Source organism: Actinomycetota bacterium (assembly GCA_030774015.1).
Lineage (GTDB): Bacteria > Actinomycetota > UBA4738 > UBA4738 > JACQTL01 > JALYLZ01.
Genome location: JALYLZ010000035.1, coordinates 1 through 15,364, shown reverse-complemented (window position 1 = coordinate 15,364; position 15,364 = coordinate 1). Strand labels below are relative to the sequence as shown.

Below are 15,364 nucleotides of genomic sequence, written 5' to 3'. Positions count from 1 at the left end.
GGCCTCAGGCGCCTCGACGGTCGGCAGCCAGATCACGCTGCCGGCGTAGGTTGGTCGATGTGGCCCTGACGCGGTCGGCGGTCAAAGAGTCGCCGTGAAGCGCGCCGCCGCCATCCTCGCGCTCCTCCCCCTCATCGCAGCGGCCTGCACGGGGGGTGGCACGACCGAGCACCGCCGGAAGTCTCCAGTGGTACAGCTGCCTCGGGGCGGCACGCTGAGAGTGGCGATGCCGGTGTTGTCCGTCCCGCTCTCCCTCATCACTACGCCCGACTCGCCCGGGGCGCTCGATCCCCAGCTCGACGGCGTGCCCGACGCCTCGGAGCTGTTCCGGTGCTGCCTGCTCCGGACGCTGCTCTCCTACAACGGCCATCCCACGGACCAGGGGGGGACACAGCCCCGTCCGGACCTCGCGGACGGCATGCCGGAGGTATCCACGGACGGACTCACCTGGACCTTTCACCTCCGGCGGGGGATCCACTACGCCCCGCCGCTCCAGTCCGTCGAGATCACCGCCGGCGACTTCGTCCGGGCCCTCCAGCGCGAGGCCAGGCTGGGGACGCCCGCCGCGGGGCCAGGGTACTCGGACCTGTACTCGGTCATCGAGGGCTTCGACGCGTACGCGCAGGAGGAGGCCGGCTCGATCTCGGGGCTGCAGACCCCCGACGACCACACCCTACGCGTCCAGCTGGCGCAGCCGGCCAGCGACCTCGGCTTCCGGTTGGCGATGCCGGCGGCCGCACCCATCCCGCCCGACCCCGCGGACCCCGGCGCCGAGTTCGGCGCCGCCGAAGGCCACGACACGGACTACGGGCGGTTCCTGGTGGCCTCCGGCCCCTACATGATCGAAGGCGCCGAGCACCTCGACCCCTCGGCGCCGCCCGCGGAACAGGAGCCGGTCTCCGGATTCGTCCCAGCCCAGTCGCTCACCCTGGTTCGGAACCCGTCGTGGAGTCGGTCGACCGACGATCTGCGCGGGGCCTACGCCGACCGCATCCAGATCACCATTGGAGGCACGCCCGACCAGGCCGCCTCGAAGATCGAGCGGGGGAAGGACGATCTCGTCTTCTATTTCGGGCCGCCGGCGCTCTCCTTCTCGGCGGAGGTCCTGAGGCGTTTCCAGGACGACCCGAATCTGGGGCGGATCATGGTGAACCCCCGCGATTTCGTGCGCGCACTGGTCATGAACGTGGCGGAGCCCCCCTTCGACGACATCCACGTCCGCAAGGCCGTCAACCTGGCCGTGGACAAGAAACGGATGGTCGAGCTTGCAGGGGGGCTGACCGCTGGCCGGCCGGCGGGGCACATCGGGATGGACAGCCTGGAGAACGACCTGCTGCTGGACTACGACCCGTACCGAACGCCCGGAGATGCCGGGAGCGTGCAGCTGGCCCGGGCGGAGATGGCCCGATCGAAGTACGACGCGAACGGTGACGGCCGGTGCGACGCGGCCGCGTGCCGGAGCGTGTTGGCCCTGGCTCTCGACGTCCAGAGTGCCCTCGTGCCCCCCGTTCGGCAAGCCTTCCAGGAGATCGGCATCCATCTGCACGTGGTGGCGCTGGACGGAGCCACCTTCTTCACGCGGCTGGAGAAGCCGGCGCTGCACGTCCCGATCGGGCTGTTCGACGGCTTCTTCTCGGGGCTCTATCCGAACGGGGCACAGTTCTTCCCGTTCTTCTTCTCAGGTGGCCTGTATCCGCTGCTGGGTGCGACGCCGCGCAAGCTGCGCGCATGGGGCTACAAGGTGACGAAGATCCCCACCGTGGACGACCGGATCGATCAGTGCCTGGCCATCCGGGGCGATGCCCAGCCGGCGTGCTGGGCGGCGCTGGACAAGTACCTCATGGAGGACGTGGTCCCGTGGGTCCCGTACATCTACGAGGCCGACCCGGAGCTGGTCTCGACCCGGGTGGCCGGCTATTCCTTCGACCAGAGCGTCGCCATGCCCGCACTCGACCAGATTGCCCTGAAGCCGGCCTGACGGGCCTCAGGGCGCCTGGACCGTCACCCAGATCTGGCCGTTCACGACCGCAATGCCGGCCGGGCTCCCGTGGACCGGGATTCTCGCCACCACGCGTCCGTCGCTCGGGTTCAGGCGCCACACCTGGCCGGCATCGCTGCACGCCACCCACACGCCATCGCTCGTCACGGCGATGCCCGTCGGTGACCCCCCGACCTTCTGGGTGAGGACCACCGCGTTCTTGCTCGGATCGATCTTGGCGACCTCGTTGGCCTGACCGCAGGTGACCCAGGCGGCACCCGCGCCGATGGCCACCTGGTCGGGCTGGCACGGGATGGCGATCTTGCCGGCCACGATGTTCGCGGTCGTGGGGTCGATGCGGGCCACGGTGCCCGACAGCGAGTTCGCCACCCACACCGCCGAGTCGTCGGCCGCGATGCCATTGGGCCGCTTCCCCACGCCGATCGGCGGGCCGTTCTGCTGCTCCGTCTGCGGGTCGATCCGGAACACCTCGTCCTCCGTGTCGCTGGTCACCCACACCGAGCCGCCCCCGACCGCGACCGCATAGGCACCGGGGACAGGAACCGTTCCGCTGACCTTGTTCAGCCCCGGGTCGATGACCGACACCGTGTCGGAGAACGTCTCGGCCACCCACACCGCACCCTCGCCGGTGGCGATCCCGGTCGCCGCTCCAACGCCTCCCGGCCTGGCCACCTCCGTCCCCGATCGCGGATCGATCCGCGACACGGTCTGGTCGTCGAAGTTCACCGCCCATACGGCCCCCTCGCCGAACGCGATGCCGGAGGGCCGCTGCCCGACCGCGACCCCGTTCGTGACCGCGTTCCGGGCGGGGTCGATCACGGCAACGGTGTTCGGACCCGTGGGGAACACGGCCTTGCTGCCGCCTCGAGTGAGCAGGACCACCGCCACGGCCGCCACCGCCAGGAGCATGGTGGCACCTGCGGCCATCCAGGCCGCCCGCCTGCGGCGAGGCAAGAGGCGGACGCTGGCCGCGGACGGAAGCACGGCCTGCTCGCCGATCCCGCCTCCCAGCTCAGCCCTCGCCGCCGCCGCGAGCTCCCCAGCCCTCGCGTACCGGTCCTCCGGCCGCTTGGCCATGGCCCGCCCGATGACGTCGTCGATGCCCGGCTCCAGCTCGGGACGGCGATCGGTCGCCCGGGGCGGCACCTCCTCGAGTTGGGCGTACAGGACGCTCACTTCCATGTCCCTGGCGAACGGGGGGTTCCCGGTGAGGCACTCGTACAGCATGCAGCCGAGTGAGTAGACGTCGGTCCGGCCGTCCACCGACTCGCCCCGTATCTGCTCGGGAGCGACGTAGTCGATCGTGCCGACGAACTGTCCGGTCGCCGTCATGCCGCTGACCGACAGGGCGTGCTTGGTCAGGCCGAAGTCGGCCAGGTAGACGTGATCGGAGGCTTCGACGCCCACGTTCGAGACCATCAGCACGTTGCCGGGCTTCACGTCCCGGTGCACCAGCCCCCGGGCGTGCGCGGCGTCAAGGGCGCTCGCCACCTGGCCCATGATCGAGGCGGTCTTGCCGGCCGAGAGCGGCCCGAATTCGCGGAGATAGGCCCGGAGGTCCGTCCCGTCGACGTACCGCATGGCGATGAACAGGAGCCCTTCTGCTTCCCCCGCGTCGTAGATCGGCACGATGTTCGGGTGGTCGATCGAAGCGGCCAGCCTCGACTCGCGGACGAAGCGGTCCCGGAAGGCCTGCTCCTGGGACAGCTCGTGCGCGAGGATCTTGAAGGCGACCTTCCTTCCGAGGGCCAGGTGCTCCGCGAGATAGACCGCGCTCATCCCGCCCTTCCCGATCAACCGCTCGATGCGGTAGCCGGCGATCTCTGAGCCGATCCGCGTGTCCCCGTTCATCTCGGTGCGTGTTCTACACCCCGGGAAGAGCGAGAGACAGGCCTGCTGGAGCGGGCGGGTGGCGCCGGACGTCTTCCCGTAGGAACCCACCACGTACGCGCCATACTTGCGGAGTGAGCACGCCCCAGGAACCGACGCCAGCATCCCCGCCGCCGCTGCCGGCCGATCTCCAACGGTACCTGCCGGGGTGGCCGCCCAAGGTGCAGCGCGTCTCGCGGAAGCGCGGCCTCGGCATGGCCCTGGTGGCGCTGGGCGGGTTCCTGGGGTTCGTCCTGGGGATCGTCCTGGCGGCCGTCGGTGCGGCCACGCACGTGAACGGGCTGGAGACCGTGGGCGCCATGCTGCTGCTGGCCGGCATCGTCTCGCTGGTGCTGATGTCGGGATGGGCCCGGAAGGCCCGGGCCGGGCAAGTGCCGGAGGTGGCCCGGGTGATGGGGCTCCGGTTCTCGCCGGCCGATCCGTTCGGTCTCACCGGGGCCGGACTGCCGTTCGAGGTGTTCGCCCGGCGCGGCGTGGAGGTGCGCAACGTCATGTGGGGGACGGTGGACGGGGTGCCGCTCCAGGGCTTCGATGTTCGGTACCAGGTCAAGGGCGGGCAGGACGAAGGATGGGTGTACACGGGCTGGCAGTTCATGGGCCTCGCTCCACTTGCCGCGAACTGCCCTCCGCTGTGGATAGGGAGCAGCGGCTCGTTGCAACCGGCCGGGAGGACTCCGCGGGTTCACTTCGAGTCGATCGCGTTCAACGGGAAGGTACGGGTCCTGTGCGCCGACTCCTACTTCGCCACCGCGCTGGTCGACGCGCGGATGATGGCGTGGATGCTCGACCAGGCGCCCGCGTGGACCACCTTCGAGGTCAACGGCCGACACGTCCTCGTTCGCATGGACTCCCAGGACGACATGGGCGGAGACATGGGCCAGGTTCTCATCGGGCTGTCCCGGTTCGTCCAGCACGTGCCGCCGGTCGTGCGGTCCCTGTATCCCCTGGAGGGCACCGCGGCGCCGGGATTCCAGCCGTAGCGGCCGGGGTCCCCCGAGCGGCCCGCGGGACCGGGCCGAGGGTACGGTCCCGGGCCGGAAGCCCCGGGTATGCTTTGGCTCCGGGAAGGGGACGCGCCAGGTGCCGTCCCGTGGACGCGAAGGAGGAACAGGTGCCGCTCGCGCCGGTGGACAAGATCTGGATGGATGGCGAGCTCGTGGACTGGAACGACGCCCGTATCCACGTCCTCACCCACGCGCTGCACTACGGGACCGGTGTGTTCGAGGGCATCCGTGCCTACGAGACCAAGCGTGGGCCCGCCGTGTTCCGCCTGACCGACCACATCCGGCGGCTGTTCCGCTCGGCGCACCTGTACCAGATCGACATGCCGTTCTCGTTCGAAGCCATGGTGGCGGCCTGCGTGGAGACGGTCCGCGTGAACGGCCTCGAGGCCTGCTACATCCGCCCCCTCGTCTACCGCGGCTCCGGCGAGATGGGCCTGAACCCGCTGAACGCCCCGGTGAACGTGTCCGTCGCCGTGTGGTCCTGGGAGAACTACCTGGGTGAGGAGGCGCTGGAGCAGGGAGCCACCGCCAAGATCTCGTCCTGGAAGCGCAGCGACCACAACATCATCCCGCCGGGCGCCAAGGCCACGGGCGGCTACGTCAACTCGGGCCTGGCCAAGGTGGAGGCGCTCAAGGCCGGCTACGACGAGGCCATCTTCCTGAACATGGCCGGCTACGTGACCGACGGGACCGGGGAGAACATCTTCGTGGTGCGGGACGGCGCCCTGTACACGCCGCCGCTGTCGGCGGGGTGCCTGGACGGCATCACCCGGGAGTCGGTCATCACCATCGCCCAGGACCTCGGATACGAGGTGCACGAGCGGAACCTTCCCCGGACGGACCTGTACTTCGCCGACGAGGCCTTCTTCACGGGGACGGCCGCAGAAGTGTGCCCGATCAGGGAGATCGACGACCGCTCGGTGGGCACGAACGGCCTGGGTCCGATCACCAAGGAGATCCAGAGCGTCTTCTTCGGCGCCGTCCACGGCGAGCTCGACAAGTACGCCGGCTGGCTCACGTACGCGAACGAGTAGCCCGAGGGGCGCCATGCCCGACCACCGGCCCAACGTCTTCCCGTTCCTGCGCTACGAGGATGCTCCCGCCGCCGTCGAGTGGCTGTGCGCGGCGTTCGGGTTCGAGAAGCGGCTGGTGCTGCCCAACGACGACGGAACCATCGCCCACGCCGAGCTCGGCCTGGGCCCCGGCGTGGTCATGCTCGGTTCCACCCACGGCCAGGATCCGCTGGAGCTGAGGAGTCCCCGAAGTCTCGGCGGCATGACCCAAGGGATCTACATCGCGGTGGACGACGTCGACGCGCACTACGAGCGAGCCCGGGCGGCCGGCGCCGAGATCGTCCGGGTGCCAGAGGACCAGGACTACGGATCCCGAGAGTACGCCGCCCGCGATCCCGAGGGTCACATCTGGACCTTCGGGACCTACCGCCCTGGCGCGGAAGGAACCTGACCGCCCGGCTCCACCGCGTCCATCGTGCTGCGTCAGCGTCGGTAGACGTCGCCCCGGTGCTTGATCCGAGTGACCAGCACCTCTTGCGCCGAGTCGTCCACCCGGAACGCGACTCGGTAATCCCCAACCCGCTCGCGATAGGCGTCCTCGCTGGCTAGCTTCTCCGATTGCCCGCGAGGGTCGTCTGCCAGGGCGATCATCGCGGCACGGATGCGCTCCTTGACTCCAGGCGGCAGGCGCCCGAAGTCCCGTTGAGCTGTCGGCGAGGCAAGAACCAGGTAGGGCGGCCGATCAGGCAAGTTCGGCGATGGGCACGGCGCCGTCCCGTTGGCCCTCCAGGGCGTCCAGGGTGTCCTCCAGGTACTCGAGCCTTTCGATCAACTGGTTGTATCGGTCGAGATCCATGAGCACCGCCCTGCCCTCTCCGCGCTGTGTGATCACGACCTCGCCCAGTCGAGCCACCCCGTCCATCACCGACGCGAGCTCGTCCCGAAGCTGGCGGACGCCGACCACTCTCACGGCCACGATGTACCCTCCACAGTACGTCAAAATGTACCGTAAAAGGGACCGATGTGGGTGGGAGCCTCATGCCGGAAATGATCCTCCTTTCCAACGGCGGTACCCGATCCCCGGGTCTACGATGCCGCCAGTGAGCGCCGACTCGCGGGGTTGAGCCGTGGCGAGCGGGGCCATCCTGGTGGTCGAGGACGAGCAGAGCATCGGTTCGCTGGTCCACACGTACCTTGGCCTTGGTCCGGGGACGGAGGGCATCGGCACGATCTTCACCGTCTGCCTCCGCCCGGCCTGAGCACACTTCACCCATGAAGGATTCGGGGAAGAGGCCTCTACCTCGTACGTATATCCTTGTGTATACTTGGTCTGTGAAGATCGTGAAGATCCGCCGCGTAGGCAACAGCAACGTGATCTCGCTCCCGCACGAGCTTGAGCGCCTCGGTTTCACTCCGGGGACCTCGGTCCTGGTCGAGGAGCTCGAGTCCGGTGAGCTCCGGGTCATCCCCGCCGCGCAGGTACGAGCACTCATCCGGAGCGCCGGACGTGCCGTCGTCGCCGAGAACCGCGAGGCGCTCGAGATCCTCTCCGAGCACGACCGCCGCGCCGACGCGCCCGCGGGCCGGCGCCCACGAGGCTGAGCAGCTCACGGCGTTGTCCGGGACCGAAGACCGAGACGAGGCCATCTACCTCGCGATCGAGGACATCCTCTCCCTCTATGCGGAGATATTCGGCTGCACTGGGCGCCAGGCCGCGGACCAGCTGCGCACCCGCGACGGCCTCGAGTCTGCTCTCGCTCGCCCATCTGCATACGCCCATTACCAGGGAGCGGACCTGGCCCTGCAAGCGGCGGTGCTCGCTCACGGGATCGCTGAGGGCCAGCCCTTCGTCGAGGGGAACAAGCGCACGGCCCTGGCCGCCTGCCTGACCTTCCTGGCCATCAACGGCCACCGGGTCTCGGCCTCGCAGCAGGAGCGCGCCAGCTGGATCCTCGGTCTCAGCGAAGGCGACACCCCGGAACGTCTCGCCGAACGGATCCGCGCCTCGCTGGTGCCCATCGACGGCCATGACAGCCAATGACATGTTCCTGTCGAAGCGGGGCCCGGGCGGGACACTCACCGCGGTGGGGGTGCGCTGCATCCGATAGCCTCGTCGAGGCATGAGGTTGGTCAGGTTCCGGTTCGGGGATCGAATCGGCACGGGGGCAGTGGAGGGCGGCCTCGTCCGCCTGCTTCGGGGCACGTTCTTCGAGGACCCCGTGCCGACGGGCGACGAGGTCCCGCTGGACGACGTCCGCCTCCTCGCGCCGGTGCTTCCCTCGAAGGTCGTGGCGGTGGGCCGCAACTACGCGGAGCACGCCGCCGAGATGCACGAGGAGGTCCCGGACCACCCCCTGGTCTTCCTGAAGCCGTCCACCGCCGTGATCGGGCCCGGCGACCCCATCCCGTACCCGCCCATCAGCCGCGAGCTGCACTACGAGGGCGAGCTGGCCGTGGTGGTCGGGCGGCTGGCCCGGCGGCTCGCCCTCGACCAGGCGGAGCGGGCCATCCTGGGCTACACGTGCGGCAACGACCTGACCTTGCGGGACCTCCAGCGCACCGACGGGCAGTGGACCAGGGCCAAGGGGTTCGACGGCTCGTGTCCGCTGGGCCCGTGGATCGAGACGGAGCTCGATCCCTCCGATGTCGCCATCCGGACCCGGGTGAACGGCGAGGTCCGCCAGGACGCGCGGACCTCCGACCAGACGTTCGGGCCGGCGGCGCTGGTGGCGTTCGTGTCGACCTTCATGACCCTGCTGCCGGGGGACGTCATCCTGACCGGCACGCCGGCCGGGGTGGGCCCGCTGGCGGTGGGGGACCGGGTGGAGGTCGACATCGAGGCGATCGGCGTGCTGGTGAACACGGTGGTGCCGGGGTGACCGACGCGGTCCGGTGCCGGTTCGCGCCCGCGCCGAGCGGATCGCTCCACGTGGGGAGCGCCCACACCGCGCTGTTCAACTGGATGTTCGCCCGCCACCACGGCGGCGTGTTCGTGCTGCGGGTGGAGGACACCGACCCGGAACGGGTCGTCCCCGGCGGCATCGAGAGCGTCCAGGCCGCGCTGTCGTGGCTCGGGCTGGACTGGGACGAGGGGCCGGGTGTCGAGGGCCCCTTCGGGCCGTACATCGAGACCCAGCGGTTCCACCTGCACCGGGAGGTGGCGAACCGCTTCCTGGCGGAGGGACATGCCTACCGGTGCTACTGCACCCCGGAGGAGCTGGAGGAGCGCCGCCGGCAGCAGCAGGCCCGCGGCGAGGCGCCGGGCTACGACGGCCGGTGCCGCCGGCTGACCGAGGCCGAGCGCGCGGCGTTCGAGGCGGAGGGGCGGCCCGCGGCCGTCCGGTTCGCCATCCCCGAGGGACGCGACGTCGAGTTCTCCGACCTGGTGCGGGGCGAGGTCCGGTTCTCCAACGCGGACCTCCGCGATTTCATCATCCTGCGCTCGGACGGGACCCCCACCTACCTGCTGGCCTCGGGGGTCGACGACCACCTGATGGAGATGACCCACGTCGTGCGGGGCGAGGACCTGTTCCCGTCGACGCCGCGGCAGATCCTGATGGTCGAGGCGCTGGGCGCAGAACCGCCGACCTACGCGCACCTCCCCCTGATCCTGGGGCCGGACCGGGCCAAGCTCTCCAAGCGCCACGGGGCGGTGGCAGTGGAGGAGTTTCGCGACCGGGGCTACCTGCCCGAGGCGATGGTCAACTACCTAGCCCTGCTGGGCTGGTCACCCGGCGGCGACGAGGAGGTCCTGCCGCTCGAGGAGCTCATCCGCCGGTTCGACGTGACCACGGTGTCGCACCACCCGTCGATCTTCGACGTGGAGAAGTTCACCTGGTTGAACGGCGTCTACGTGCGCCGGCTCCCGCCGGACGAGCTGGCGAGACGGCTGGTGGGGCACCTCGGTGTGCAGGACCCCCAGGCCGCGCAGGTGGTCGAGGAGGCGGTCCCGCTGATCCAGGAACGCATGTCCACGCTGGCGGAGGCCGGCGAGCTGCTCCGGTTCCTGTTCGAGGACGTGGAACCGGACGAGGACGCCTGCAAGCAGATCGCCTCCGTGGACCCCGGATACCTCAGGGACGCGGCGTCCCGCCTGGAAGCGGTGGAGGAGTGGACGGTCGAGGAGATCAAGCGCGTGCTCGACGACCTGGCGGCGGGCGCGGGCCTGAACCGCACCAAGGGGTGGCAGCCCGTCCGGGCCGCCGTGACGGGCCGCAGGATCTCCCCGCCCCTTCCCGAGTCCATGGCGTTGCTGGGAAGGGAACGGACCGTCGAGCGGCTCCGGCGGGCCGAGGAGCGGTAGCCCAACCGGCGTCCCCCAAGCCGGGGGACCTTTCCATCCGGGCCGTGCGTATGTACGGTAGCGAGGCGAAGCGCCCGTACCCGTCACGCCCGCGTCACCGCTGGAAGCCTGTCGGCTCGCTGCGTACGAACTCGAGGAGGGGGATCCATGCCAGGTCGCGCTCGGAAGGACGGCACGTCCACCCGTAGGGGGAGGGCCTGGGCCACGCCGCTCATGGCCTGCCTCATCGTCGTCTCTGTGTCGGGGCTCCACGGCGCCGCGGCCGCGGGCCGCTCCCACACGAGTGGGCACGTCGGCTGGCACCGTGGCACGCCGGTGGTCGGCGCCCCCGGGGTGACCCGGTCGGTCGCGAGCATCATGCGCCAGCAGCGGATCGCGGATCGCTCCGGGCCTCCGCAGATCATCCCGAAGCCCGAGCCGGGCGTTCCGGAGCGGGCGTCCCTGCCCCAGAACCCGAGCTCCCCCGACGTGTCACAGCTGCCCGGAGGCGCCGGGAACCCTTCACCGGAGGCGCCGTTCACCCCGCAGACGCTGGGGACCAGCTTCACGGGCGCGACCATCTCCGACACCCCCGGGTTCGTGCCTCCGGATACGATGGGCGCCGTGGGGCCGACCCAGTTCATCGTCACGGTCAACGGGCGGTTCCGGAGCTTCAGCAAGAGCACGGGGGTGGCCGACGGGGCGCTGAACGTCGACCCCGACGTGTTCTTCGCCTCGGTGATCGTGGCCGGCACGAGCGACCCGCGTATCCGCTACGACCGCCTGTCGGGGCGCTGGTTCATCACCATGATCGACATCAACAGCACCGACAACCGGATCCTCATCGCCGTGAGCAACACCAGCACCATCACCAGCGCCTCCAACTTCACCTTCTACGACATTCCCAGCGACTCGACCGCGCCGACCCGCACCCTCACCGACTTCGCGGACTACGACACGCTGGGGATCGACGCGAACGCGTTGTACATCGGGATCAACGTGTTCCCGGCGGTGGGTTCCTTGAAGGCAACGGACGGGTACGTGGTTCGCAAGAGCTCGGTCCTGAGCGGCGGGCCCATCGTGGTGACGGTCTTTCGAGACCTCACCACGGGCTCGGGTGGCTCGGCCACCGAGGGACCGTTCACGCCGCAGGGGGTCGACAACTACGACCCGGCCGCAACCGAAGGCTACTTCATCGGCGTCAGCAACAAGGCCTTCGGCCGCCTGGACCTGCGCCGCGTGTCCAACCCCGGCGGCACGCCCAGCATCTCCTCGAACGTCCTCATCACCGTCCCCACGACGGCCTTTCCGTTGGCCGCTCCACAGACCGGAAGCTCGAAGACCCTCGACACCCTGGACGACCGGCTGTTCGCGGCACACATCAGGAACGGGAAGCTGTGGACGGCCCACAACATCGGCGTCAACAGCTCGGGGACGTCCAGCGGCACGATCAGCCGTACGGCCTCCCGGTGGTACGAGCTGACCGGCATCCCTTCGCCGCAGACGCCATCGATCGTGGAGTCCGGGACCATCTTCGACGGCGCGGCCACCAATCCCCGGTTCTTCACCATCCCCTCGGTGATGGTGTCGGGGCAGGGCCACGCCGCGCTCGGGTTCACCACGGCCGGGAAGGCCGAGCATCCCAACGCCGCCACGGTGGGCCGGCTGGTCGGTGACCCGCTGGGCACCGTCGAGACCACCCAGCTCTACACGAACAGCACGACCGTCTACGGGCCCCAGTCCGGAACGCTCCAGCGATGGGGCGACTACTCGTACACGTCGCTCGACCCGCTCGACGACATGACGATGTGGACGATCCAGGAGTTCAACAACACCACGAACTCGTGGGCGGTCCGGGTGGTGAAGCTCATCGCTCCACCGCCGGCCACGCCGGCCTCGGCCAGCCCGTCCACCATCGCCGCGGGCCAGTCTTCCGTGAACGTCACCATCACCGGCACCCAGGTTTCCGGGTCGGGGTTCTACGATCCCGGCTCCAACCTCACGGGCAACGCGCTTCCGTTCAGCCACATCGGCGGCTCGGTGACGGGGGGCGTCACGGTGAACAGCGTGACCTTCACCAGCCCGACATCCGTCACCCTGAACGTCTCCACGGTGGGTGCGACGTCCGGCGCGCAGAACGTCACCGTCACCAACCCGGACGGACAGACCAAGACGGGAACGGGGATCCTCACCATCTCGGGCGGCGGCGGCGGGCCCACCATCACCTCCATCAATCCGAACACGCTGGGCCAGGGGGGCACCCGGAACGTCACGGTGAACGGGACCAACTTCCAGGCGGGTGCCACGACCTCGGTGTCGGGGACGGGCGTCACCGTGGTCTCCACCACCTTCGTCAGCAGCACGAAGCTCACCGTCAAGCTGAAGGCCGCGGCGAGCGCTACGGTGGGAGCCCGCGACGTCACGGTGAGCTCGGGCGGAACCGCCACGTGCCCGGGATGCCTCACCATCGATCCGGCTCCCGCTCCGACGTCCACCAGTCCGAACACGGGGGCGAGGGGAGCGACCATGAACGTGACCGTCTTCGGATCGAACTTCGTGTCCGGGGCCAAGGCCACGTTCGGCGCCGGCATCACGGTCAACTCGACCAGCTTCGTCAGCTCGGGTCAGCTCACCGCGAACATCACGATCGCCGCCGGCGCGACGACGGGGCCGAGGACCGTGAAGGTGGTCAACCCGGACAAAGGGGTGGGCAACTGCGCCGGCTGCTTCACCGTGACGTAGCGGCCATTCCGAACGGCGACCAGGAGAGCGGGGGAGTTGGGGGACGACCGGTTCCGGGTGCGGACCAGGTGGGGGCGGTTCGCCGCGTACGGCCTGATCGGCTGGTGCGGCGAGGTCGCCTTCACGGGACTGCACGACTTCGTGCGGACCCGTGACCGGCGACTCCCGTCGCGCTCGAGCCTGTGGATGTTCCCCATCTACGGGCTGCTCGCGCCGCTGTACGAGCCGCTGCACGACGCCATGCGGGACCGCGTTCCCGCGCCGGCCCGGGCCGCCGTGTACGGCGTGCTGATCATGGCCGTGGAGTACGCGAGCGGGTGGGCCCTGCGCAAGGCGGTGGGGGAGGCCCCGTGGGACTACACGTCCGCCCGCCGGCACATCAAGGGGCTGGTTCGGCCGGACTACTTCCCCATGTGGGCCGCGGCGGGGCTGGCCCTGGAGCCGGTCCACGACCGGATGACCGGACGAGCCGGATGACCGGACGAGCCGGGTGAGCCGGAGCTTGACAACGACGACCTGGGGAGGGGGAACGTTCATGAGACGCATCATCACGGTCGGGGTCGCCGCGATCCTCCAGGTGGCGCTGCTGGCGCCGGTCCACTCGAGCGCCAGGCCCCCGCTGCTCCAGCGCCGGGTCCTGCATCACCTGAACGCGCGGGCCTGGCTCTCGGCGGGGGTCCGGATGTGGCTGCACCCGCAGTCGCCGCAGGCACCCGGTTCACAGCCGCCGCACCAGGCCCTCGGCGCGGCCGGGGCCTTCGGCACCAACGTCGACGCCGCCGATCCCTCCGAGGACCTGGCGGGCGGCCAGAGCGAGACGGCCATCGCGGCGGGGACCTTCCAGGGACAGCGGCGGGTGGTGGTGGGCTGGAACGACATCTCGGGCCAGTTCGCCACCGACGCCACGAGCGTCCGCGCCTCCGGTACCGGCGTGGGCTACTCGGGCGACGGCGGGGCCAGCTTCACGGACCTGATCGGATTGCCCAACGACAACCCGGACCAGCAGTGGGCCGGCGACCCCTCGATCGTGGCCGTGGACGACGGGCAGTCCTTCATCGTGGGCTCGCTGTACTTTCCCTCGTTCCAGGCCTGCAGCGACGGCAACCCGTCCCAGCTCACCGTCGCGGTGTCCGTGGGAACCGTCGACCCGGCGGGATCGGCGGTCACGTTCGGGAACCCGGTCGTGGCGGCCCAGGCCGGGAACGTGTGCTCGTTCCGGCGGCGTCCTCCCCGCAGGCTGTCCCTCCTGGACAAGGACTGGGTGGGCTACGACCAGGCCAGCCGGACCCTCGTCGTCGCGTACATCCGGTTCTTCATGAGCCGCGGCCACAGCGGCCTGGGCCAGGTGGAGATCGTGCGGGCCCATGTCCCGTCCGACCCGTCCCGGTTGTCCTCCAGCGACTTCAGCAGCCCCATCGTGGTGTGGCGCGAGGAGCACAACTGCCGGCGCGGCGTCGAGTCGTCCGAGGCGCTCCGGTGCGGCGCGCTGAACGAGGGCCCGTTCCCGGTGGTGGCGCCGGGGGGCGACACCTACGTCGTGTGGGAGCGCAACATCTCCTCGAACCTGTTCGACGGCGACCCCTACGTGTACATGCACGCGGCGCTGGTCCCGGCGGGCGCGAGAGCGCCATCGGTGGGAGGGGCGTCGGACCCGCGGGTGATCACGCTGGGACAGGTGGGGTCGAACCCCGACGGCGGCGTGAAGTCGCTGGTGGGCGAGATCATCGCGGGCTACAACCGATTCGAGCCGGGCCCGAACGACTTCCCGCAGGCGGCCGTCCGCCCCCTGTCGGGGCAGGTCGTGTTCGTGTGGGAGGACGCCAGTCAGCACCTCCTCGGGGACGTGTGGATGCGTGCCTCCGACCTCTCGCTGTCGGCGTTCGGCGCCATCCGGCGGGTGAACGACGATTCCGGCGGCGTGCTGCACTTCCTCCCGGCGGTGAGCGTGGGCGCGGCGGACAGGGTGATCACGTCCTGGTACGACCGCCGCCTGTGGGGCCCGGATTCCACGAGGACGGACTACTTCGCCGAGATCACGCCGGGGCCGAACGTCTCCGCTCCGGACTTCCGGGTGACCACGGACGACAGCGACTGGAACGGCGTGTCCACCCGCATCACGCCGAACTTCGGGGACTACACCGACAACACGACCGACGGCTCGACCCCGTACTTCACCTGGTCGGACGGCCGGCTGGGGTTCCCGCAACCGTTCGTGGACGGCGCGCGGTAGCGGAGGGCCCGCACTCGGCCGCCCCGGCCGCCTCGGCCTTTGATCTTTTTCGGTCGTCCAGCCCGGTCCATAGGGCGTAACGCACCCCAGCCAAGTGCGCGTGGTGCCCGCTGCGACGCTTCCGGTAGAACGGGCTCGTGCAGCGACCGGGGAGGGTGGTTGGCCGCCGGCTGCTGGGGCTCGCGCTGGCCGCGGCCCTGGCGG

General features: G+C 70.0%; 14 protein-coding genes. 11 read left to right on the top strand and 3 right to left on the bottom strand.

Going from position 1 to position 15,364, the window contains the following annotated elements; all coding sequences use genetic code 11:
- Window positions 1–94 precede the first annotated feature (94 nt).
- Window positions 95–1,978 carry an ABC transporter substrate-binding protein gene (locus tag M3Q23_03270; GenBank protein MDP9341132.1) on the top strand — a complete coding sequence of 628 codons (1,884 nt, stop codon included), beginning with the start codon at window positions 95–97 and terminating at the stop codon, window positions 1,976–1,978.
- A 6-nt stretch (window positions 1,979–1,984) separates the two neighbouring features.
- Here the strand turns inward: M3Q23_03270 and M3Q23_03265 are convergent, their stop codons facing one another.
- Window positions 1,985–3,850, bottom strand: coding sequence for a serine/threonine-protein kinase (locus tag M3Q23_03265; protein ID MDP9341131.1), 1,866 nt, complete (start codon window positions 3,848–3,850; stop codon window positions 1,985–1,987).
- Between the two features lie 113 nt (window positions 3,851–3,963).
- On the opposite strand from M3Q23_03265, the gene M3Q23_03260 reads away from it, so the two are divergent.
- The 3 genes from M3Q23_03260 to M3Q23_03250 all read left to right on the top strand — a co-directional run bounded on the left by M3Q23_03260 (window position 3,964) and on the right by M3Q23_03250 (window position 6,357).
- Window positions 3,964–4,869, top strand: a complete 906-nt coding sequence (locus tag M3Q23_03260; protein ID MDP9341130.1) for a hypothetical protein — start codon at window positions 3,964–3,966, stop codon at window positions 4,867–4,869.
- Between the two features lie 131 nt (window positions 4,870–5,000).
- Window positions 5,001–5,927, top strand: coding sequence for a branched-chain amino acid transaminase (locus tag M3Q23_03255; GenBank protein ID MDP9341129.1), 927 nt, complete (start codon window positions 5,001–5,003; stop codon window positions 5,925–5,927).
- 13 nt (window positions 5,928–5,940) lie between these two features.
- Entirely contained in the window at window positions 5,941–6,357 is a 417-nt protein-coding gene (locus M3Q23_03250; GenBank protein ID MDP9341128.1) for a VOC family protein, read from the top strand.
- A 32-nt stretch (window positions 6,358–6,389) separates the two neighbouring features.
- Here the strand turns inward: M3Q23_03250 and M3Q23_03245 are convergent, their stop codons facing one another.
- Entirely contained in the window at window positions 6,390–6,656 is a 267-nt protein-coding gene (locus M3Q23_03245; GenBank protein ID MDP9341127.1) for a type II toxin-antitoxin system RelE/ParE family toxin, read from the bottom strand.
- Complete coding sequence (locus M3Q23_03240; protein ID MDP9341126.1) at window positions 6,649–6,876, bottom strand: type II toxin-antitoxin system Phd/YefM family antitoxin; 228 nt, start codon at window positions 6,874–6,876, stop codon at window positions 6,649–6,651. Before M3Q23_03240 ends, M3Q23_03245 begins: the two co-directional genes overlap by 8 nt.
- Window positions 6,877–7,238: 362 nt before the next feature.
- Here M3Q23_03240 and M3Q23_03235 point away from each other — a divergent pair, with 362 nt between their 5' ends.
- The 7 genes from M3Q23_03235 (at window position 7,239) to M3Q23_03205 (ending at window position 15,160) form a co-directional block, all read left to right on the top strand.
- Window positions 7,239–7,508, top strand: a complete 270-nt coding sequence (locus tag M3Q23_03235; GenBank protein ID MDP9341125.1) for a hypothetical protein — start codon at window positions 7,239–7,241, stop codon at window positions 7,506–7,508.
- A gap of 13 nt (window positions 7,509–7,521) precedes the next feature.
- A complete protein-coding gene (locus M3Q23_03230; GenBank protein ID MDP9341124.1) occupies window positions 7,522–7,947 on the top strand; it encodes a type II toxin-antitoxin system death-on-curing family toxin in 426 nt (141 codons plus the stop codon).
- Between the two features lie 79 nt (window positions 7,948–8,026).
- Complete coding sequence (locus M3Q23_03225; GenBank protein MDP9341123.1) at window positions 8,027–8,785, top strand: fumarylacetoacetate hydrolase family protein; 759 nt, start codon at window positions 8,027–8,029, stop codon at window positions 8,783–8,785.
- Window positions 8,782–10,209 carry a glutamate--tRNA ligase gene (gene gltX / locus M3Q23_03220; GenBank protein ID MDP9341122.1) on the top strand — a complete coding sequence of 476 codons (1,428 nt, stop codon included), beginning with the start codon at window positions 8,782–8,784 and terminating at the stop codon, window positions 10,207–10,209. The genes M3Q23_03225 and gltX overlap by 4 nt, the downstream gene beginning before the upstream one ends.
- 147 nt (window positions 10,210–10,356) lie before the next feature.
- Window positions 10,357–12,930, top strand: coding sequence for an IPT/TIG domain-containing protein (locus M3Q23_03215; GenBank protein ID MDP9341121.1), 2,574 nt, complete (start codon window positions 10,357–10,359; stop codon window positions 12,928–12,930).
- A 36-nt stretch (window positions 12,931–12,966) separates the two neighbouring features.
- Entirely contained in the window at window positions 12,967–13,407 is a 441-nt protein-coding gene (locus M3Q23_03210; GenBank protein MDP9341120.1) for a putative ABC transporter permease, read from the top strand.
- A 58-nt stretch (window positions 13,408–13,465) separates the two neighbouring features.
- The gene (locus tag M3Q23_03205) at window positions 13,466–15,160 is read left to right on the top strand and encodes a hypothetical protein (protein MDP9341119.1); all 1,695 of its coding nucleotides are present in this window, start codon (window positions 13,466–13,468) and stop codon (window positions 15,158–15,160) included.
- Window positions 15,161–15,364: the final 204 nt, after the last annotated feature.